Genomic DNA, 19688 nt, shown 5'->3' with positions numbered 1-19688 from the left:
CTGCTGGCTGATCATTGGCGGACCGGCAGGGGGCTGCGCCCCGCGACGTTCCATGACCAGTTTATCCGTGACCCTCCGCCAGCGGACCACCTGTCTCGCTCCGTGGGAGTCTGGCGGGAAGTCGCTCACCTGCGGCTGGAAGGTTTCGGGCAGGACAATAGGCCGAAATCGATCGATGGCATGCCGCCCTTCGTGTGATTTCCTCCACTAGTTCGGACAAGCGGGGTTCCTCACCGAATCCGCGGCGCCACCAGATCCCAGACGATGTCCGCGAGGGCTTCCTTGGGTCCGTGCGGCACGGGCGTCTCACCGCCGTCGGCCGCCAGGACAACGGCCTCGTTCTCCTCCGAGCCGAATGTCTTGCGTTCGCCGACCTCATTGACGACCAGCAGGTCACAACCCTTTCGGCGGAGCTTCTCGCGGCCGTTGGCCAGGACGTCGTCGGTCTCTGCGGCGAAGCCCACGATCACCTGATCGGCCCGGAGCCGTTCGGCGGAGATCTCGGCGAGCACATCGGGGTTGCGTACCAGCGCCACGGGCTCCGGGTCGGCCCCGTCCTTCTTCTTGATCTTGCCGGAGGCGTACTCGGCAGGGCGGAAGTCGGCCACGGCTGCGGCCATCACCACGGCGTCCGCGTCCGCCGCAGCCTTGATCACGGCCTCCCGCAACTGCACGGCGGTGCCCACTCGGACCACATCCGCGCCCGCGGGATCCGCCATCGAGGTGTTGGCAGCGATGAGCGTCACCCGCGCACCCCGGGCCACCGCGGTACGGGCGAGGGCGTAGCCCTGCTTCCCGGAGGAACGATTCCCCAGGAAACGGACCGGGTCGAGGGGCTCACGGGTGCCACCGGCACTGATCACCACGTGACGGCCGGCCAGATCCCGTTCGCCCACGCCCCGGGCCAGGACCCGGCGACAGACTTCGAAGATCTCTCCCGGGTCCGGCAGCCGGCCCTTGCCGGTGTCCACCCCGGTCAGCCGGCCGACCGCGGGCTCGATGACCACGGCTCCGCGCCTGCGCAGGGTGGCGACGTTCTCCTGGGTTGCCGGGTGCTCCCACATCTCGGTGTGCATGGCCGGCGCGAAGACGACGGGACAGCGCGCGGTCAGCAAGGTGTTGGTGAGGAGGTCCCCGGCCAGTCCATGGGCCGCCTTGGCGAGGAGATCGGCCGTGGCCGGTGCGACCACGACGAGGTCGGCGCCCTGCCCGATCCGCACATGGGCGACCTCGTGCACATCGGACCACACCTCCGTCGAGACGGGGTGCCCCGAAAGGGCCGACCAGGTGGGGGCACCCACGAACTCCAGGGCCGCGGCCGTCGGCACGACCCTGACGTCATGACCCGACTCCGTCAGCCTGCGCAGCAGCTCGCACGCCTTGTAGGCGGCGATGCCTCCACTGACCCCCAGAACGATCTTCGGCTTCTCCACTGCGTCTCCCCGCACGTCGCCCGTACTCCCCTGCACGCCCTATGACACACCACAGGCCCGACGGACGCGCCGCCGGGCCTGTGGTGAACGTGCTCTGACGATGTTCCGATGCAGCCCTACTGGGCCGGGCCGTCGATGGCCTCGGAGGTCAGCAGACCCGCGTTGATCTCACGCAGGGCGATCGAGAGCGGCTTCTCGTGGACGTGAGTGTCGACGAGCGGACCGACGTACTCCAGCAGGCCCTCGCCCAGCTGGGAGTAGTAGGCGTTGATCTGACGGGCACGCTTGGCCGCGTAGATCACGAGGCTGTACTTCGAGTCCGTGGCCTCAAGCAGCTCGTCGATCGGCGGGTTGATGATGCCCTCGGGCGCAGTAATGGAAGAGGACACGCTCTACCTTCCGAAAGATGGGAAAAAACCGGGTGGTGCAGTCGGGGGATCACTCCCCGCGGCCGAAGACGACTCCATGGCTCCTGAGGAGCATGCCCCCATGAGGAGCCAGTGGAGTCATGAGGAGCCGGAAAGGACTCCACAGCCAAAGATCACTCTCCAGCGGACACCTTGAGCAAGGCTAGCAGCTCACGCGCCACGTCCTCGACGGAGGTGTTGACCAGGGTGGTGTCGAACTCGGACTCGGCAGCCAGTTCGATACGGGCCGCATCCAGTCGGCGCGCGATGACCTCAGGGGATTCGGTGCCCCGGCCCGTCAACCGCCGCACGAGCTCGTCCCAGCTGGGCGGGGCGAGGAAGACCAGTTGCGAATCCGCCATGGACTCCTTGACCTGGCGGGCCCCCTGGAGATCGATCTCCAGCAGCACGGGCTCGCCGGACTCCAATCGCTGGAGTACCGCCTGACGCGGTGTGCCGTAGCGGTTGCCGGCGAATTCGGCCCACTCCAGCAGCTCGCCGTTGGCGATCAGCTTGTCGAACTCATCGTCGTTGACGAAGAAATACTGCACGCCGTGACGCTCGCCGGGGCGCGGCTTTCTGGTGGTGGCCGACACCGAGAGCCAGACCTCGGGGTGGACCTTGCGCATATGCGCGACGACCGTGCTCTTGCCGACCCCTGAAGGGCCGGAGAGCACGGTCAACCGCGGACGTACCTCTGCTGCCATGCAGCGATTATCCAGCTTCCCAGGAGTGCCCGGGAACGTCAGGCGGGCTTGCCGCCGAACTCGCGCTCCAGGGACGCGATCTGATTGGACCCGAGACCGCGAACCCGGCGGCTCTCGGAGATGCCCAGTCGCTCCATGATCTGCTTGGCGCGGACCTTGCCCACGCCGGGCAGGGACTCAAGGAGGGCGGAGACCTTCATCTTGCCGATGACGTCGTTCTCCTGACCCTGCTTGATGACCTCTTGGAGCGAGGCACCGGAGTGCTTGAGTCGATTCTTGACCTCGGCCCGCTCCCGGCGAGCCGCGGCGGCCTTTTCGAGCGCGGCTGCGCGCTGTTCAGGGGTAAGGGGCGGAAGAGCCACGCCTACGTCACCTCGGATGTCGAACTGTCGGATACGGACCGGTGAGGAACCTCATAGCCCCACACCAGGCGAGCGACGAGCAACGGAGTTGCACGTTCGCTCTTCGACGGAGACTAGCGGCCAACACCGCTCTCGTCAGCGAGAACAAGCGAAAAGTCCTGGTCAGCATCAACCGACCAGGACTTTTGCGACATAACGAACGGTATTTACGCCAAGATTCCGTCAAGGCGACGCCGCGCGTTTCCCCCGACCGTCCGGGCCGGCAACTGACCCCGATGCGCAATAGGGCACGAAGGGGACGTCACGCCCCGATCGCCACCCGTGTCTCGTCGACGAAGCGCTCCGCGGCGGACCGCAGCGCCGCGATGTCCGGTCCGTGCCGAAGTACGCCTCGACTGACGCTCGGCAGGACGTTGCCCACGGCGTCCCCGAAGACCCGGGGCAGGTCGGCGGGGGTCGCCCCCTGTGCTCCGATGCCGGGGGCGAGCAGCGGCCCGTTGATCGCCAGGTCCACACCGGCGTCGGCCAGGGTGGCACCGACGACGGCGCCGACCGAGCCCATCGGCCGGGCGTCGGCGTTCTCCGCGGCCATCCGGTCCAGCATCAACTGAGCGAGGGAGCGGCCGTCGGCGGTGGTGGCGCGCTGGACCTCCGCGCCCTCCGGGTTGGAGGTCAGCGCGAGCACGAAGACACCCGCGCCGGAGGCAGCGGCAGCGTCCAGCGCTGGCCGGAGCGAGCCGAAGCCCAGGTACGGCGACACGGTGAGGGCGTCCGAGAACAGCGGGGAGTCCGGGGTGAGGAACGTCTGTGCGTAGGCGTTCATGGTGGACCCGATGTCACCGCGCTTGGCGTCCATCAGCACCAGGGCGCCCGCGGACCGCGCCTCCTCGACCGCCTTCTCCAGCACGGCGATGCCACGGGAGCCGAACCGCTCGAAGAAGGCCGACTGGGGCTTGAGGACGGCGACCCGGTCGGCCAGCGCCTCCACGGCCGTGCGGGTGAAGCGCTCCAGGCCCGCGACATCGTCGTCGAGACCCCAGTCCTTCAGGAGCGAGGTGTGGGGGTCGATGCCCACGCACAGGGGGCCACGGGTGTCCATGGCCGTGCGAAGACGCGTACCGAAGGGGGTCATGCGGCGGCCTGCTTCCGGGCGGCGCGGTCACGGGTGTCGGCGCCGACGGCTTCGGCGAGGGTGGCGTGGGGACTGGCGGCAAGACGGGCGGCCAGGCCCTTGTGGATGGAGCGGCTCCAGAAGGGGCCCTCGTAGATGAACGCGCTGTAGCCCTGGACGAGGGTGGCGCCGGCGAGGATGCGCTGCCAGGCGTCCTCGGCGTTCTCGATGCCTCCGACGCCGACCAGGGTGACCCGGTCGCCGACCCTCTCGTACAGCCGGCGCAGCACCTCAAGGGAGCGCTCCTTGAGGGGGGCTCCGGAGAGTCCGCCGGTCTCGGCGGTCAGCTCGGCGGCGGAGCGCAGCCCGTCGCGCGAGATGGTGGTGTTGGTGGCGATGATCCCGTCGAGGCCGAGTTCGACCGCGAGGTCGGCGACGGCGTCCACGTCCTCGTCGGCGAGGTCGGGGGCGATCTTCACCAGCAGTGGGACCCGACGGTCGGTGACCGTGCGGTCGGCGGCCTCGCGCACCGCGCTGAGCAACGGGCGCAGCGACTCCGTCGCCTGGAGGTTGCGCAGCCCCGGCGTGTTGGGCGAGGAGACGTTCACCACGAGGTAGTCGGCGTGACGGGCCAGCCGCTCGGCCGATGTGACGTAGTCGTCGACCGCTTCGGACTCGGGGACGACCTTGGTCTTGCCGATGTTGACGCCGACGACGGGCTTGAAGACCGGACGTCGCTCGGCGAGTCGCTGGGCGACCGCGGCCGAGCCCTCGTTGTTGAAGCCCATGCGGTTGATCAGCGCCCGGTCGGACAGCAGCCGGAAGAGGCGCTTCTTGGGGTTGCCGGGCTGGGCCAGTCCGGTGACCGTGCCGATCTCGATGTGGTCGAAGCCGAGCATGGCCATGCCGTCGATGGCCACGGCGTTCTTGTCGAAGCCCGCCGCGAGGCCGAAGGGACCGTGCATCCGCAGCCCGAGGGCCTCGGTGCGCAGTTCCTTGTAGCGGGGGGCGAGCACGGCCGTGAGGTAGGTGCGCAGGACGGGTGTGGCCGCGGCGAGCCTGATCCAGCGGAAGGCCAGGTGATGGGCCTTCTCCGGGTCCATCCACCGAAAGACGAGGTTGAAGAGCAGCTTGTACATGGGGGTCCTCATGGAGAGGGGGACACCGCGTTGATCGGTGTCCCCCTGTTCCGCGACTAGGCTCGGGCGGCGGTCAGATGCTCTGCGTGTTCCTGGAGGGAGCGGACGCCCACGTCCCCGCGGCCCAGCGCGTCGATGCCCTGGACGGCGGCGGCGAGCGCCTGGACCGTGGTGAGGCACGGGACCGAGCGCGCGACGGCGGCGGTACGGATGTCGTAGCCGTCGAGCCGGCCACCGGTTCCGTACGGGGTGTTGACGATGAGGTCCACTTCGCCGTCGTGGATCAGCTGCACGATGGTCCGCTCGCCGTTCGGGCCTTCGCCCTCGCTCTGCTTGCGGACGACGGTCGCGTTGATGCCGTTGCGCTTGAGGACCTCGGCGGTGCCGGAGGTGGCCAGCAGCTCGAACCCGTGGGCGACGAGTTCACGCGCGGGGAAGATCATCGAGCGCTTGTCGCGGTTGGCGACGGAGATGAACGCGCGGCCCTTGGTGGGCAGCGGCCCGTAGGCGCCGGCCTGGGACTTGGCGTAGGCGGTGCCGAAGACGGTGTCGATGCCCATGACCTCGCCGGTGGAGCGCATCTCCGGGCCGAGGATGGTGTCGACGCCCCGACCGTGGATGTCGCGGAAGCGCGACCACGGCATCACCGCCTCCTTGACGGAGATGGGTGCGTCCATCGGCAGGGTGCCGCCGTCGCCCTCGGCGGGCAGCAGTCCCTCGGCGCGCAGTTCGGCGATGGTGGCGCCGAGCGAGATGCGGGCGGCGGCCTTGGCGAGCGGTACGGCGGTCGCCTTGGAGGTGAAGGGCACGGTCCGCGAAGCACGCGGGTTGGCTTCGAGGACGTAGAGGATGTCCCCGGCCAGGGCGAACTGGATGTTGATCAGCCCGCGGACTCCGACGCCGTGGGCGATGGCCTCGGTGGAGGCGCGCAGCCGCTTGATGTCGAAGCCGCCGAGGGTGATCGGGGGCAGGGCGCAGGCCGAGTCGCCGGAGTGGATGCCGGCCTCCTCGATGTGCTCCATGACTCCGCCGAGGTACAGCTCGTCACCGTCGTAGAGGGCGTCGACGTCGATTTCGATGGCGTCGTCGAGGAAGCGGTCCACCAGGACCGGCCGGGTGGGGCTGATCTCGGTGGACTCGGCGATGTAGGACTCCAGCCGGGCCTGCTCGTAGACGATCTCCATGCCGCGTCCGCCGAGGACGTAGGAGGGGCGTACGAGGACGGGGTAGCCGATCTCGTCGGCGATGGCCTTGGCCTCGGCGAAGGTGGTGGCGGTGCCGTGCTTGGGGGCGGGAAGGCCCGCCTCCTGGAGGACGCGGCCGAAGGCGCCGCGGTCCTCTGCCGCGTGGATGGCCTCCGGGGAGGTGCCGACGACCGGTACGCCGTTGTCCTTGAGGGCCTGTGCGAGACCCAGCGGGGTCTGACCGCCGAGCTGGACGATGACTCCGGCGATCGGCCCGGCCTGGGATTCGGCGTGCACGATCTCCAGGACGTCCTCCAGGGTGAGCGGCTCGAAGTAGAGCCGGTCGGAGGTGTCGTAGTCGGTGGAGACGGTCTCGGGGTTGCAGTTGACCATCACGGTCTCGTAGCCGGCCTCGCTCAGGGCGAAGGAGGCGTGGACACAGGAGTAGTCGAACTCGATGCCCTGGCCGATGCGGTTGGGGCCCGAGCCGAGGATGATCACCGCGGGCTTCTCGCGCGGGGCGACCTCGTTCTCCTCGTCGTAGGAGGAGTAGAAGTAGGGGGTCTTCGCGGCGAACTCGGCGGCGCAGGTGTCCACGGTCTTGTAGACCGGGCGGATGCCGAGGGCGTGTCGGACCTCGCGGACGACGTCCTCGCGCAGTCCGCGGATGTTCGCGATCTGGACGTCCGAGAAGCCGTGGCGCTTGGCATCGGCGAGCAGCTGGGGCTCCAGCTTCTCGACGGCGGCGAGCTCGTCGGCGTACTCCTTGATCAGGAACAGCTGGTCGACGAACCACGGGTCGATCTTGGTGGCGTCGAAGACCTCTTCCGGAGTGGCGCCGGCGCGGATGGCCTGCATGACGGTGTTGATGCGGCCGTCGGTGGGGCGCACCGCCTCGCGCAGCAGTTCGTCCTTGTCGCCGGGGTCGCCGACGAAGTCGAACTGACTGCCCTTCTTCTCCAGCGAGCGCAGGGCCTTTTGGAGCGCTTCGGTGAAGTTCCGTCCGATCGCCATGGCCTCGCCCACCGACTTCATGGTGGTGGTGAGGGTGGAATCCGCGGAGGGGAACTTCTCGAAGGCGAAGCGCGGTGCCTTGACGACGACGTAGTCGAGGGTGGGCTCGAAGGAGGCCGGGGTCTTCTCGGTGATGTCGTTGGGGATCTCGTCGAGCGTGTAGCCGACGGCGAGCCTGGCGGCGATCTTGGCGATGGGGAAGCCGGTGGCCTTGGACGCGAGCGCGGAGGAGCGGGAGACCCGGGGGTTCATCTCGATGACGATGATGCGGCCGTCTTCGGGGTCGATGGCGAACTGGATGTTGCAGCCGCCGGTGTCCACGCCGACCTCGCGGATGATCGCGATGCCGATGTCGCGCAGCCGCTGGTACTCGCGGTCGGTGAGGGTCATCGCGGGGGCCACGGTGATCGAGTCGCCGGTGTGGACGCCCATGGGGTCGAAGTTCTCGATGGAGCAGACCACGACGACGTTGTCGTGCTTGTCGCGCATCAGCTCCAGTTCGTACTCCTTCCAACCGAGGATGGACTCCTCCAGAAGGACCTCGGTGGTCGGGGAGAGCGTCAGCCCCTGGCCGGCGATCCGGCGCAGTTCGTCCTCGTCGTGGGCGAAGCCGGAGCCGGCGCCGCCCATGGTGAAAGAGGGGCGTACGACGACGGGGTAGCCGCCGAGGGTGTCGACGCCCTTGATGATGTCGTCCATGGAGTGGCAGATGACGGACCGGGCGGACTCGCCGTGGCCGATCTTCTGCCGCACCGCGTCGACGACGCCCTTGAAGAGGTCGCGGTCCTCGCCCTTGTGGATGGCCTCGACGTTGGCGCCGATCAGTTCGACGCCGTACTTCTCCAGCACGCCCTGCTCGTGCATGGAGATCGCGGTGTTGAGCGCGGTCTGACCACCGAGGGTGGGCAGGAGCGCGTCGGGGCGCTCCTTGGCGATGATCTTCTCGACGAACTCGGGGGTGATCGGCTCCACGTAGGTGGCGTCGGCGATCTCCGGGTCGGTCATGATCGTGGCCGGGTTGGAGTTGACGAGGATGACCCGCAGGCCCTCGGACTTGAGGACGCGACAGGCTTGGGTGCCGGAGTAGTCGAACTCGGCGGCCTGTCCGATGACGATCGGGCCAGAGCCGATGACCAGGACGGACTGGATGTCGGTGCGCTTAGGCACGCTGGCCCTCCATCAGGGATACGAAGCGGTCGAACAGGTACGCGGCGTCGTGCGGGCCCGCGGCTGCTTCGGGGTGGTACTGGACGCTGAAGGCCGGCTGGTCGAGCAGCTGGAGACCCTCCACCACGTTGTCATTGAGACACACGTGGGAGACCTCGGCACGGCCGTAGGGGGTGTCGGAGACCTTGTCGAGCGGGGCGTCGACGGCGAATCCGTGGTTGTGGGCGGTGACCTCGACCTTGCCGGTGGAACGGTCCTGCACCGGCTGGTTGATGCCGCGGTGGCCGTACTTCAGCTTGTAGGTGCCGAAGCCGAGTGCACGGCCCAGGAGCTGGTTGCCGAAGCAGATGCCGAACAGCGGGGTCTTCCGCTCCAGGACGGCCTTGATGACGGTGAGGTCCGCGGTGGCGGGGTCGCCGGGGCCGTTGGAGAGGAACACACCGTCGGGCTGGAGGGCGTACACCTCCTCGGCGGTGGCGGTGGCCGGCAGGACGTGCACCTCGATGCCGCGTTCGGCCATCCGGTGCGGGGTCATGCCCTTGATGCCGAGGTCGAGCGCGGCGACGGTGAAGCGCTTGGTGCCGATCGCCGGGACCACATAGCTCTCGGCAGTGGCGACCTCAGCGGAGAGGTTCGCGCCGGTCATCTGGGGCGATTCCTGCACCCGGGCGAGGAGGGTGGCGTCATCGGCGATCGCGCCACCGGAGAAGATGCCGACCCGCATGGCACCACGCTCGCGCAGATGGCGGGTGAGGGCGCGGGTGTCGATGCCGCTGATGCCGACGACGCCCTGGGTGGTGAGCTCCTCGTCGAGGGTGCGCCGGGAGCGCCAGTTCGACGGAACGCGGGCGGGGTCGCGCACGACATAGCCGGCGACCCAGATCCGCTTCGACTCGTCGTCCTCGTCGTTGACACCGGTGTTCCCGATGTGCGGCGCGGTCATGACGACGACCTGACGGTGGTACGAGGGGTCCGTCAGGGTCTCCTGGTAGCCGGTCATCCCGGTGTTGAAGACCGCCTCGCCGAAGGTCTCCCCCACGGCCCCGTAGGCACGGCCGCGGAAGGTGCGGCCGTCCTCCAGGACGAGTACGGCGGGAGCTTGGGCGGCTCCCCTGGTGGAGGTGGTCATCGTGCGCCTTCCGTCGTTTTGATCAGGTGGTTCAGGGTGGTGACCCACTCGTTGTGTTCGGCCGCCCGCTCAGAGCGGAAACCGGAGTCGATCAGCGTTTCGCCGTGCGTCCAGGTGATGACGAGCAGCCCGCCCTCGGTGAGGACCTTGCCCGCGATGCCCTTGTCGAGACGGGCCTCGCGCAGCGCCTCGCGAGGGACGAAGAAGTCGCTCGCCCCCGGTCGGAGCACGGTCAGCCCCGCATCGGTCAGGGTGAGCTCGACCCGGCTGCGGACGCCGAGGCCGTGGGCGACGATCCGGTCCAGCCACTGGCCCGCGGTGGTGGAGCCGTGGTAGCGACCGGTCAGCTCCAGCTGGGCGGGGCCCTGCTGTGCCGGCGCGGTGTGCAGCGGCGGCAGTCCTGACTGGAGACTCCCGCGCCACTTCCAGCCCTGGCGCATCAGCCAGTAGACGAGGGCGATGAAGACCAGCAGTCCCACGACCCAGCCGATGCGGGCCGCCCAGTCGGTCACCTCCGCGGACTTCTTCTCCGCGGCGATGCCGATACCGGCTGCGATGGTGGTGATTGATGTCACGCGAGTTTCCCGTCGACGACCGTTGCCCGGCCCCGCAGGAAGGTGTGGGTGACGCGTCCCGGCAGCTCACGGCCCTGGTAGGGGGTGTTGCGGCTGCGGGAGGCGAAGCCCGCGGGGTCCACCGTCCCACGGTATGCCGGATCGACGAGGGTGAGGTTCGCGGGCTCGCCAGCCGAGATGGGACGGCCGTGGCCCTCAAGGCGTCCGATCACGGCGGGGCGGAAGGACATCCGGTCGGCGACCGCCGCCCAGTCCAGCAGTCCCGTCTCCACCATCGTCTCCTGGACGACGGACAGCGCGGTCTCCAGGCCGACCATGCCCATGGCCGCCGCGCCCCACTCGCAGTCCTTGTCCTCGTGCGGGTGCGGGGCGTGGTCGGTGGCGACGCAGTCGATGGTGCCGTCGGCCAGCGCCTCGCGCAGCGCCAGTACGTCGGCCTGGGTGCGCAGCGGCGGGTTCACCTTGTAGACGGGGTCGTAGGTGCGCACCAACTCATCGGTGAGGAGCAGGTGGTGCGGGGTGACCTCGGCGGTGACGTCCCAGCCCTTGGACTTGGCCCAGCGGACGATCTCGACGGAGCCCGCGGTGGACAGATGGCAGATGTGGACGCGCGAGCCGACGTGGGCGGCGAGGAGGACGTCGCGGGCGATGATCGACTCCTCGGCGACGGCGGGCCAGCCACCGAGTCCGAGTTCGGCGGAGACGACGCCCTCGTTCATCTGGGCGCCCTCGGTGAGTCGGGGCTCCTGGGCGTGCTGGGCGATGACTCCGTCGAACGCCTTCACGTACTCCAGCGCGCGCCGCATGATCACGGCGTCGTCGACGCACTTGCCGTCGTCGGAGAAGACCTTCACCCCGGCGGCGGAGTCGTGCATGGCCCCGAGCTCGGCGAGCTGCTTGCCTTCCAGGCCCACGGTGACCGCGCCGACGGGCTGGACGTCGCAGTAGCCGGACTCCTTGCCGAGCCGGTAGACCTGCTCGACCACGCCGGCGGTGTCGGCGACGGGGAAGGTGTTGGCCATGGCGTGGACGGCGGTGAAGCCGCCGATGGCCGCCGCGCGGGTGCCGGTGAGGACCGTCTCGGAGTCCTCGCGGCCGGGCTCCCGCAGATGGGTGTGGAGGTCCACGAGGCCGGGGAGCAGGACGCGGCCTTCCGCTTCGATGACGGTCGCATCGCCGGCTTCGATGAAGTCGGCGACCTCGGCGATGGTGTCGCCGTCGATCAGCACGTCCTGCGACTCGCCGCCGAGCACCTTCGCACCGCGAATAAGGATCTTGCTCATCTTTACTTGGTCTCCTCGATACGCGAGTGGGTGACGGCGGGCTCGACGCCGCCGAGCAGCAGATAAAGGACGGCCATCCGGATGGACACGCCGTTGGCGACCTGTTCGACCGCGGTGCAGCGATCGGAGTCGGCGACCTCCGCGGTGATCTCCATGCCGCGGTTCATCGGGCCGGGGTGCATCACGATGGAGTGTTCGGGCATGCGGGCCATGCGCTCGCCGTTGAGGCCGTAGCGGCGCGCGTACTCGCGCTCGGTGGGGAAGAAGGCGGCGTTCATCCGCTCCCGCTGCACCCTCAGCATCATCACGGCGTCGGACTTGGGGAGCACCCGGTCGAGGTCGTAGCTGATCTCGCAGGGCCAGCTCTCGACGCCGACGGGCACCAGGGTGGGCGGGGCGACCAGGGTGACTTCGGCGCCCAGGGTGTTCAGCAGCAGCACGTTGGAGCGGGCGACCCGGCTGTGCAGGACGTCGCCGACGATCGTGATGCGGCGGCCGGAGAGGTCCTGGCCGAGTCCGATGTCCCGACCGACCAGCCGTCGGCGCATGGTGAAGGCGTCCAGCAGGGCCTGGGTCGGGTGTTCGTGGGTGCCGTCGCCCGCGTTGACGACCGCGCCGTCGATCCAGCCGGAGTTCGCCAACCGGTAAGGCGCGCCGGAGGCGTGGTGGCGGATGACCACGGCGTCCGCGCCCATCGCCTCCAGGGTCAGTGCGGTGTCCTTCAGGGATTCGCCCTTGGAGACCGATGAGCCCTTGGCGGAGAAGTTGATCACGTCGGCGGAGAGTCGCTTCGCGGCGGCTTCGAAGGAGATGCGGGTCCGGGTCGAGTCCTCGAAGAAGAGGTTGACGACGGTACGGCCGCGCAGGGTGGGCAGCTTCTTGATCGGCCGGTCGGCGACCCGGGCCATCTCCTCGGCGGTGTCGAGGAGGAGGACGGCGTCATCGCGGGTGAGGTCGGCGGCCGAGATGAGGTGATGCTTCATCTGTGCTCCGGTGTGTCGGCGGTGGGTGCGGGGGCTCGCGGGGGTCACCCGCGGTGCCTGGACCCCGCAGGCCCTCGGCGCTGCTGGACATGCGGGTGTGCGACCCCACCGGTCGGTGTCGGTGGGGTGCGGAGCTCGACGGGGTTCGTGGACGCTCGGATTCGTGGGGCTACGGTCCGGCGAGGGGGGCGGTCTCCCGCAGTCCGAGCAGCACGGTGTCGCGACCGTCCTCTTCGGCCAGCTGGACCTTGACGGTCTCGCGCAGCGACGTGGGGAGGTTCTTGCCCACGTAGTCGGCGCGGATCGGGAGCTCTCGGTGGCCGCGGTCGACGAGGACGGCGAGTTGGACGGCGCGTGGCCGGCCGATGTCCCCGAGGGCGTCGAGTGCGGCGCGAATGGTCCGACCGGAGAACAGCACGTCGTCGACGAGCACGACGAGCCGGCCGTCGATGCCGTCGGCGGGGATGTCGGTGCGGGCGAGCGCGCGGGCGGGCCGCAGCCGCAGGTCGTCCCGGTACATGGTGATGTCGAGGGAGCCGACGGGGATCGTGCGACCGGTGATCTCTTCGAGCTTCTCGGCCAGCCGGCGGGCGAGGAAGACACCGCGGGTGGGGATGCCGAGGAGGACGACGTCGTCGGCGCCCTTGGCGCGTTCGACGATCTCGTGGGCGATGCGGGTCAGTACCCGCGCGATGTCGGGGGCCTCAAGAACGGGCCGCGCGGCATCGGGGCTGTGTTTGTTGGGTGTGCTGAGTGTGCCGGATGTGTCGCGTGCGTCGTGCGTGTCGTGCGTGTCCATACGAAACGGACCTCCTTCTCCGCCTCACGGGACGGACCTTAAAGGACGTCGAAATTGCGCTACCCACGGTATCAGGGCCCTGCGGGTACCCCGTCGGCGGGCTGCCAACCCCCGGAAGGCAGCCCCGGAGGCGCGGGGCGAGCCGGTATGGGGGACCCTGGGACCAGGTCGGTCCCGATCATGACAACAGACCGGTCCGGACCCATTCGGCTTGACGCATCCAAGTAACGCTGCGTAACCTCACAGTGAGTTACCAGACTTCGTCCGGGGAGCTATATGTCCAGCGAATACGCAAAGCAGCTCGGGGCCAAGCTCCGTGCCATCCGCACCCAGCAGGGCCTGTCCCTCCACGGCGTGGAAGAGAAGTCCCAGGGCCGCTGGAAGGCCGTGGTGGTCGGTTCGTACGAGCGTGGCGACCGCGCCGTGACCGTGCAGCGCCTGGCCGAGCTGGCTGACTTCTACGGCGTCCCGGTGCAGGAGCTGCTTCCCGGGACCACGCCCGGCGGTGCCGCCGAGCCGCCGCCGAAGCTGGTGCTGGACCTGGAGCGGCTCGCCCACGTGCCGCAGGAGAAGGCCGGTCCGCTCCAGCGCTACGCCGCCACGATCCAGTCCCAGCGCGGCGACTACAACGGCAAGGTCCTCTCCATCCGACAGGACGACCTGCGCACCCTGGCCGTCATCTACGACCAGTCCCCGTCGGTCCTCACCGAGCAGCTGATCAGCTGGGGCGTGTTGGACGCGGACGCGCGCCGCGCGGTCAGTCACGAGGACAGCTGAGCCGGCTGCCGGGCTTCCCAGGCTCCCGAGGGGGCCGCAGCCTCCGAGGAGAAACGTCACATCTCAGGGTGCATCCGTAGACCGCGGATGCACCCTGAGACGTTTTCCGGCCACTCTCGGCCCATGCGTCGGGCCCGGGACGGAAGGCTTTGCAGCTATCCGTCCCGGGCCCGGGACGACCGGTGTCCGGCCGCGGTCAGTCGCGGCGCAGATTCGGCTTGAGCTCCTTGAACCGACCCAGCATGCCGTTCACGAACGACGGGGACTCATCCGTGGAGAACTCCTTGGCGAGCTCCACCGCCTCGTCGATGACCACCGCATCGGGTGTCCCGTCCACCCACACCAGTTCATAGGCGCCGAGACGAATGATGTTCCGGTCGACGACCGGCATCCGATCCAGCTCCCAGTCCACGGAGTAGGTGGCGATGAGCTCGTCGATCCGGTCCGCGTACTCCGCGTACCCCTCGACCAGTTCCATCGTGTACTCGGTGACCGGAGGCTGCCGGGTGTCGGTCCGCGCGTGCCGAATCCAGTCGGCGAGGACCGTCTGCACGGACGCCCCGCGCTGGTCGGCCTCGAAAAGGATCTGGAAGGCGCGCTTGCGGGCCTTGTTGCGGGCGGCCACGGTTAGCTGTTCACCCGGCTGAGGTAGTCGCCGGAGCGGGTGTCGACCTTGATCTTCTCACCGGTGGTGATGAACAGCGGGACCTGGACGGTGTAGCCGGTCACCAAGGTGGCCGGCTTGGTGCCGCCCGTGGAACGGTCGCCCTGGACACCCGGCTCGGTCTCCTGGATGACCAGCTCGACGGCGGCCGGCAGCTCCACGTAGAGCACCTCGCCCTCGTGCGTGGCGACGGTGGCCTCAAAGCCCTCGATCAGGAAGTTCGCGGCGTCACCCACGGCGGCGCGCGCCACGTGCAGCTGGTCGTAGGTCTGCATGTCCATGAAGACGAAGTAGTCGCCGTCCATGTACGAGAACTGCATATCGCGGCGGTCGACGGTGGCCGTCTCGACCTTCACGCCGGCGTTGAACGTCTTGTCGACGATCTTGCCGGACAGCACGTTCTTGAGCTTGGTGCGCACAAAGGCCGGGCCCTTGCCGGGCTTGACGTGCTGGAACTCGACGACGGACCAGAGCTGGCCGTTGTCGAGCTTGAGCACCATGCCGTTCTTGAGGTCGTTCGTGGAAGCCACGGTTGCGGAATCTCCTGGACTGACGCTGGTGGACGACCGTGAGGCGCGCGCTAGAGCGCGAGCAGCTCCTTGGTCGTGATGGTGAGTAGCTCGGGTCCGCCGTCCGCCTCCTGGCGTACGACGAGCGTGTCATCGATCCGGACGCCGCCCCGGCCCGGGAGGTGGACCCCCGGTTCGACGGTGACCGGCACGCAAGCGTCCAGTTTACCCATGGCATCAGGAGTCAACTGCGGGTCCTCGTCGATTTCGAGCCCCACACCGTGCCCGGTCAGGGGGGCGAGGCCCTCTCCATGGCCTGCGGCGGCCAGGATCTGCCGCGCGGCCCGATCCACGTCACGGCACGCCGCGCCGGGCGTCAGAGCCTCTCTGGCCCCCCTCTGAGCGGCGAAGACCAGATCGTACAGTTCGATCTGCCAGTCCGCGGGAGAGGTGCCGATGACGAACGTACGACCGATCTCACAGCGATAGCCGCGGTAGTCGGCGCCGACGCAGACAGAGAGGAAATCACCCTCCTCGACCCGTCGGTCCGTGGGGCGGTGCCCACGGCGCCCTGAGTTCGGTCCGGTGGCGACGGACGTGGGGAACGCCGCGCCGTCAGCGCCGTGGTCGATGAGACGGCGCTCCAGCTCCAGGGCGAGATGGCGTTCGGTACGACCCACCAGGATGGACTCCAGCAGTTCGCCCAACGCCTGGTCGGTGATTTCGGCGGCGATGCGCAAGGAGGCGATCTCCTCCTCGTCCTTCACCATCCGCTGCTGCTCGACGGCCATCCCCAGGTCGGCCAGGTGCAACCGAGGTGCGGCTGCACCGATGGCCCGGTGCCGGGCGACGGTGAGGTGGTGTTCCTCGACGGCGAGGGTCTCGATCCGGGCGCCGCAGGCCAGCTCGGCGGCTGCCACCGCGAGATCCCCGCCGGACGAGGGCAGGACGGTGAGTCTGAGCGGCTCGTCGACCCTGTTGTCCCCCGCATCGGCGGGGGTGCGGGGGCACAGGAGGACGTCTTCGGTGGGTCCGACGAGGAGCACGGCACCGGGAGGAGTGGCACCCGCGAGGTAGCGCACGTTGGTGGGTCGGGAGATGAGGGCGCCGCTGTTGCCGCTGGCCCCACAGCGCTCGCGCAGCCGGTTACGCCGGACCTCTTGCATCCCAGACGCCTCTGCCATGTTCCGAGCGTACGACCGGGCCGCCGAGACGGCCCGGCCAGTGCGTCCGACCGGGGTCCGGGCACCGCGGGGCGACCGGCCGACGCCCGGATCCCCCAGGCGTCCGGGGCCCTTCGACCACTCGGTGGGTACGGCCGGCGACTACCAGTTGGGCGGGCTGGCTATGGCCCTGGCGAGCACCTCGTCCAGCACGCGGGCCGTGGTCTCCACGTCGTACGTGGAGTTGTCGATGATCGGCAGGCCCGAGCCGTACCACCCCGCCATCCGGCCGTGGATGCTCGCCACCTCCTCGTCCGACAACCGACGGTTGCCCCTGCGCTCGGCGTTCCGCTCCAGGACGACCTCAAGACCGGGCAGGAGGACCACCGGCAGCAGCCCCGGACCCACATGGCGCTTCCAGCCGCCCAGTCCCACCACCGGACGGTCCGGGAAGACTGCGTCGTCGAGGATGCAGGAGATGCCGTTGGCCAGGAAGTTCCGGGCGGCGAAACCGCAGGTGCGACGGGCCAGCCGATACTGCGCCTCGGAGTGGTCGTTCCACCCGGACTGGGGGTCGGCGAAGCCGGAACGGACCCACTCCCGTACATCGTCCAGGCTGATGTGCGCGGTGGGTACCCGCCGTCGGGTGGCCCAGTGGCGCGCGACGGTCGTCTTGCCCGCGCCGGCGGGCCCGATCAGCAGGACGGCGAGCGTCGCCGCTCCCGTCCCCGTCTCTGCGGTGGGTGGGACGGGCAGGTCGACCGGACCGCCCGGTGGCAGGGAGATGTGTCCCGTGACCTCGGGCTGTGCGGCCCTCGGTGGCGGTGGCGGTGGCGCAGTCCAACCGGGCGCGGGACGGCCCTGGCCCGGGTGCTGGGCACCGGGCACGGGGTGCCCTGGGGCGGTCGGCGGTGGCGGTGGGCCGTGCGGAGGTGGTGGCCCCACGGGCGGTGGCGGGCCCGGTGGCGGCACAGGTGCCCCGGGATAGGCGCCTGGATAAGGGCCTGGCGCGGGAGCAGCGGGCGACTGCCCGCCGGAAGCGCTCGGTGCCTGCGGTCCACGCCCCGGAGGGGGCGGCGGCAGCGGACCTCCCACTGCGTAGTGCATCCGGTGCCACTCCGTCTCGTCTGACTGACGCTGGTCGGACAGCGCCCATGCTGCCGTGCCAACGAACGGTACCCCGGCCGTCTCGGGAACAACGGCCGGGGACTCCGTGAAGTGCCCTGATCAGGCGGAGAGTTCCTCGGCGAGGGCGCGAAGTGCCAGCCGGTAGGAGCCGATCCCGAAGCCTGCGATCGTCCCACTGGCCACCGCCGCCACCACCGAGGTGTGACGGAACACCTCACGGGCGTGCGGGTTGGAGATGTGCACCTCGATCAGCGGTGCGGTGCGCTGCGCCGCCGCATCGCGCATCCCGTACGAGTAGTGCGTGAAGGCTCCGGGGTTCAACACCACCGGAAGGGATTCGTCCGCCGCTTCGTGGAGCCAGCGGATCATCTCCCCCTCGTCGTTGGTCTCCCGTACCTCGACGTCGAAGCCCAACTCCTTGCCGAAAGCCCCACAGGTCTCCACCAGGCCGGCGTAGGAGGTGGCGCCGTACACATCGGGCTCCCGGGAGCCGAGGCGCCCGAGATTGGGACCGTTGAGGACCAGAACGCGGCGACTCACCCGGAGACCTCCCCGTAGGCGGCGAGCAGCACGGCCGGGTCCGGGCCCTCCAGGACGGTGGGCTTGGCCAGGCCGTCGAGCACGATGAACCGGAGCAGGCTGCCGCGGGACTTCTTGTCCACCTTCATGGTCTCAAGGAGCCGTGGCCACTGGTCCGCGCGGTAGGTCAGGGGCAGTCCGACGGACTCCAGCACGGCCCGGTGGCGATCGGCCGTGGGGTCGTCGAGACGGCCGGCGAGGCGCCCCAGTTCGGCGGCGAAGACCATGCCGACCGAGACGGCCGCTCCGTGCCGCCACTGGTACCGCTCGTTCTTCTCGATGGCGTGGGCGAGGGTGTGCCCGTAGTTGAGGATCTCGCGGCGACCGGACTCCTTGAGATCGCCGGAGACGACGTCCGCCTTGACCCGGATGGAGCGCTCGATCAGCTCCGCCGTGTGCTTCCCGGTGGGCGTACGGGCCGCCTGCGGGTCGGCCTCGATCAGGTCCAGGATCCCGGGGTCGGCGATGAACCCGGCCTTGATGACCTCGGCCAGCCCGCTGACGTAGTCATGCACGGGCAGCGAGTCCAGCGCCGCCAGATCGCAGAGCACACCGGCCGGCGGGTGGAAGGCGCCCACGAGGTTCTTGCCCTCGGCGGTGTTGATGCCGGTCTTGCCGCCGACCGCCGCGTCCACCATGCCGAGGACCGTGGTCGGCAGGGCGATCCACCGCACGCCGCGCAGCCAACTCGCCGCGACGAAGCCGGCGAGGTCCGTGGTCGCGCCGCCGCCCACCCCGACGATGACGTCGCTGCGGGTGAACCCGGACTGCCCGAGGGCCTTCCAGCAGTACGCGGCGACCTCGACGGTCTTCGCTTCCTCCGCGTTGGGCACCTGGATGGCGATGGCCTCATAGCCCTGGGCGGCCAGGTCCGCCCGGATGGCCTCCCCCGTGTCGGCGAGCGCCTCCGGGTGGAGCACGGCCACCCGTCGCGTCCCCGCGGCTCCACCGGCCGGTCCGATCAGTCCGGGCAGCTCGCCGAGCAGCTGGCGGCCCACCAACACCTCGTAGGGATCGGAGCCCGCCGAACCGCCGACCTGGATGCGGGTCACTGACTGATCGGTCATGCGTCCTTCAGCTCCAAAGCGTCGAGGACCGCCTGGGCGACCTCTTCGGGGGTGCGTTCGTCGGTGGCCACGACCACGCGGGCCACCTCGGTGTACAGATGGCGACGGGCGTCCATCAGCTCCCGCCACTGCCGGCGCGGATTGACGGCGAGCAGTGGCCTGGCCTGGTTGAGGCCGACGCGGCGCACCGCCTCCTCCACGTCGAGGGAGAGATAGACGACGGGCAGTCCGGCGAGCAGTTCCCGGGTGCCGTCGTCGAGGACTGCACCGCCGCCGAGGGCGAGCACTCCGGTGTGCGTGGCGACCGCCTCGCGTACGGCGGCGCGTTCGAGTTCGCGGAAGTACGGCTCGCCGGCGTCGACGAAGATGTCGGCGATCTCCCGGCCCTCGACGTCGACGATGTCGCCGTCGGTGTCCCGGTAGGCCACCTTGAGCCGCTGCGCGAGCAGCTCGCCGACCGTGGACTTGCCCGAGCCCATGGGCCCGACCAGGACGATCAGCGGGCCGC

Annotated in this window: 20 protein-coding genes; 1 reads left to right on the top strand and 19 read right to left on the bottom strand. The window is 69.5% G+C overall.

Features of this window, described 5'->3' with window-relative positions; all coding sequences use genetic code 11:
- Positions 1-230: 230 nt before the first annotated feature.
- The 12 genes from coaBC to pyrR all read right to left on the bottom strand — a co-directional run bounded on the left by coaBC (position 231) and on the right by pyrR (position 13293).
- The gene (gene coaBC, locus ACFXJL_RS24210) at positions 231-1433 is read right to left on the bottom strand and encodes a bifunctional phosphopantothenoylcysteine decarboxylase/phosphopantothenate--cysteine ligase CoaBC (protein WP_358879188.1); all 1203 of its coding nucleotides are present in this window, start codon (positions 1431-1433) and stop codon (positions 231-233) included.
- 116 nt (positions 1434-1549) lie between these two features.
- Positions 1550-1822, bottom strand: a complete 273-nt coding sequence (gene rpoZ / locus ACFXJL_RS24205) for a DNA-directed RNA polymerase subunit omega (protein WP_329015842.1) — start codon at positions 1820-1822, stop codon at positions 1550-1552.
- Between the two features lie 152 nt (positions 1823-1974).
- Positions 1975-2547 carry a guanylate kinase gene (gmk, locus tag ACFXJL_RS24200; RefSeq protein ID WP_358879189.1) on the bottom strand — a complete coding sequence of 191 codons (573 nt, stop codon included), beginning with the start codon at positions 2545-2547 and terminating at the stop codon, positions 1975-1977.
- A 38-nt stretch (positions 2548-2585) separates the two neighbouring features.
- A complete protein-coding gene (locus tag ACFXJL_RS24195; RefSeq protein ID WP_329015847.1) occupies positions 2586-2909 on the bottom strand; it encodes an integration host factor in 324 nt (107 codons plus the stop codon).
- A gap of 301 nt (positions 2910-3210) precedes the next feature.
- On the bottom strand, positions 3211-4041 hold the full coding sequence (gene pyrF / locus ACFXJL_RS24190) for an orotidine-5'-phosphate decarboxylase (protein WP_358879190.1): 831 nt from the start codon (positions 4039-4041) through the stop codon (positions 3211-3213).
- On the bottom strand, positions 4038-5159 hold the full coding sequence (locus ACFXJL_RS24185; RefSeq protein WP_383537627.1) for a quinone-dependent dihydroorotate dehydrogenase: 1122 nt from the start codon (positions 5157-5159) through the stop codon (positions 4038-4040). Before ACFXJL_RS24185 ends, pyrF begins: the two co-directional genes overlap by 4 nt.
- Positions 5160-5215: 56 nt before the next feature.
- Entirely contained in the window at positions 5216-8524 is a 3309-nt protein-coding gene (gene carB / locus ACFXJL_RS24180) for a carbamoyl-phosphate synthase large subunit (protein ID WP_384640112.1), read from the bottom strand.
- On the bottom strand, positions 8517-9653 hold the full coding sequence (gene carA / locus ACFXJL_RS24175) for a glutamine-hydrolyzing carbamoyl-phosphate synthase small subunit (protein WP_384640115.1): 1137 nt from the start codon (positions 9651-9653) through the stop codon (positions 8517-8519). The genes carB and carA overlap by 8 nt, the downstream gene beginning before the upstream one ends.
- Positions 9650-10228 carry a hypothetical protein gene (locus tag ACFXJL_RS24170; RefSeq protein ID WP_358879194.1) on the bottom strand — a complete coding sequence of 193 codons (579 nt, stop codon included), beginning with the start codon at positions 10226-10228 and terminating at the stop codon, positions 9650-9652. The genes carA and ACFXJL_RS24170 overlap by 4 nt, the downstream gene beginning before the upstream one ends.
- Positions 10225-11511, bottom strand: coding sequence for a dihydroorotase (locus ACFXJL_RS24165; protein WP_384695530.1), 1287 nt, complete (start codon positions 11509-11511; stop codon positions 10225-10227). Before ACFXJL_RS24165 ends, ACFXJL_RS24170 begins: the two co-directional genes overlap by 4 nt.
- A gap of 2 nt (positions 11512-11513) precedes the next feature.
- Positions 11514-12494: an aspartate carbamoyltransferase catalytic subunit gene (locus ACFXJL_RS24160; protein ID WP_329015872.1), complete on the bottom strand. Its 981-nt coding sequence runs from the start codon at positions 12492-12494 to the stop codon at positions 11514-11516.
- A 169-nt stretch (positions 12495-12663) separates the two neighbouring features.
- Positions 12664-13293, bottom strand: a complete 630-nt coding sequence (gene pyrR / locus ACFXJL_RS24155) for a bifunctional pyr operon transcriptional regulator/uracil phosphoribosyltransferase PyrR (protein ID WP_384695527.1) — start codon at positions 13291-13293, stop codon at positions 12664-12666.
- Between the two features lie 276 nt (positions 13294-13569).
- On the opposite strand from pyrR, the gene bldD reads away from it, so the two are divergent.
- Positions 13570-14070: a transcriptional regulator BldD gene (bldD, locus tag ACFXJL_RS24150; protein WP_250923799.1), complete on the top strand. Its 501-nt coding sequence runs from the start codon at positions 13570-13572 to the stop codon at positions 14068-14070.
- Between the two features lie 196 nt (positions 14071-14266).
- On the opposite strand, the gene nusB is transcribed toward bldD, so the two are convergent.
- From nusB to ACFXJL_RS24115, 7 genes are all read right to left on the bottom strand, one after another.
- A complete protein-coding gene (nusB, locus tag ACFXJL_RS24145) occupies positions 14267-14695 on the bottom strand; it encodes a transcription antitermination factor NusB (protein ID WP_358879197.1) in 429 nt (142 codons plus the stop codon).
- 2 nt (positions 14696-14697) lie between these two features.
- A complete protein-coding gene (gene efp, locus ACFXJL_RS24140; protein ID WP_329015879.1) occupies positions 14698-15264 on the bottom strand; it encodes an elongation factor P in 567 nt (188 codons plus the stop codon).
- Between the two features lie 50 nt (positions 15265-15314).
- Positions 15315-16409 (bottom strand): aminopeptidase P family protein, encoded by a 1095-nt coding sequence (locus ACFXJL_RS24135; RefSeq protein WP_384695602.1) that lies wholly within the window; start codon positions 16407-16409, stop codon positions 15315-15317.
- A 159-nt stretch (positions 16410-16568) separates the two neighbouring features.
- Positions 16569-17513, bottom strand: a complete 945-nt coding sequence (locus ACFXJL_RS24130; RefSeq protein ID WP_384695523.1) for an AAA family ATPase — start codon at positions 17511-17513, stop codon at positions 16569-16571.
- A 120-nt stretch (positions 17514-17633) separates the two neighbouring features.
- A complete protein-coding gene (gene aroQ / locus ACFXJL_RS24125; protein ID WP_358879199.1) occupies positions 17634-18074 on the bottom strand; it encodes a type II 3-dehydroquinate dehydratase in 441 nt (146 codons plus the stop codon).
- A complete protein-coding gene (gene aroB, locus ACFXJL_RS24120) occupies positions 18071-19180 on the bottom strand; it encodes a 3-dehydroquinate synthase (RefSeq protein WP_384695520.1) in 1110 nt (369 codons plus the stop codon). Before aroB ends, aroQ begins: the two co-directional genes overlap by 4 nt.
- A complete protein-coding gene (locus ACFXJL_RS24115) occupies positions 19177-19659 on the bottom strand; it encodes a shikimate kinase (protein ID WP_384695599.1) in 483 nt (160 codons plus the stop codon). The genes aroB and ACFXJL_RS24115 overlap by 4 nt, the downstream gene beginning before the upstream one ends.
- Positions 19660-19688: the final 29 nt, after the last annotated feature.

The sequence above is a fragment of the Streptomyces sp. NPDC059256 genome, assembly GCF_042753785.1.
GTDB lineage: Bacteria > Actinomycetota > Actinomycetes > Streptomycetales > Streptomycetaceae > Streptomyces.
Note: the sequence above shows the minus strand (reverse complement) of the source record. Positions and strands in the feature narration are given on the sequence as shown.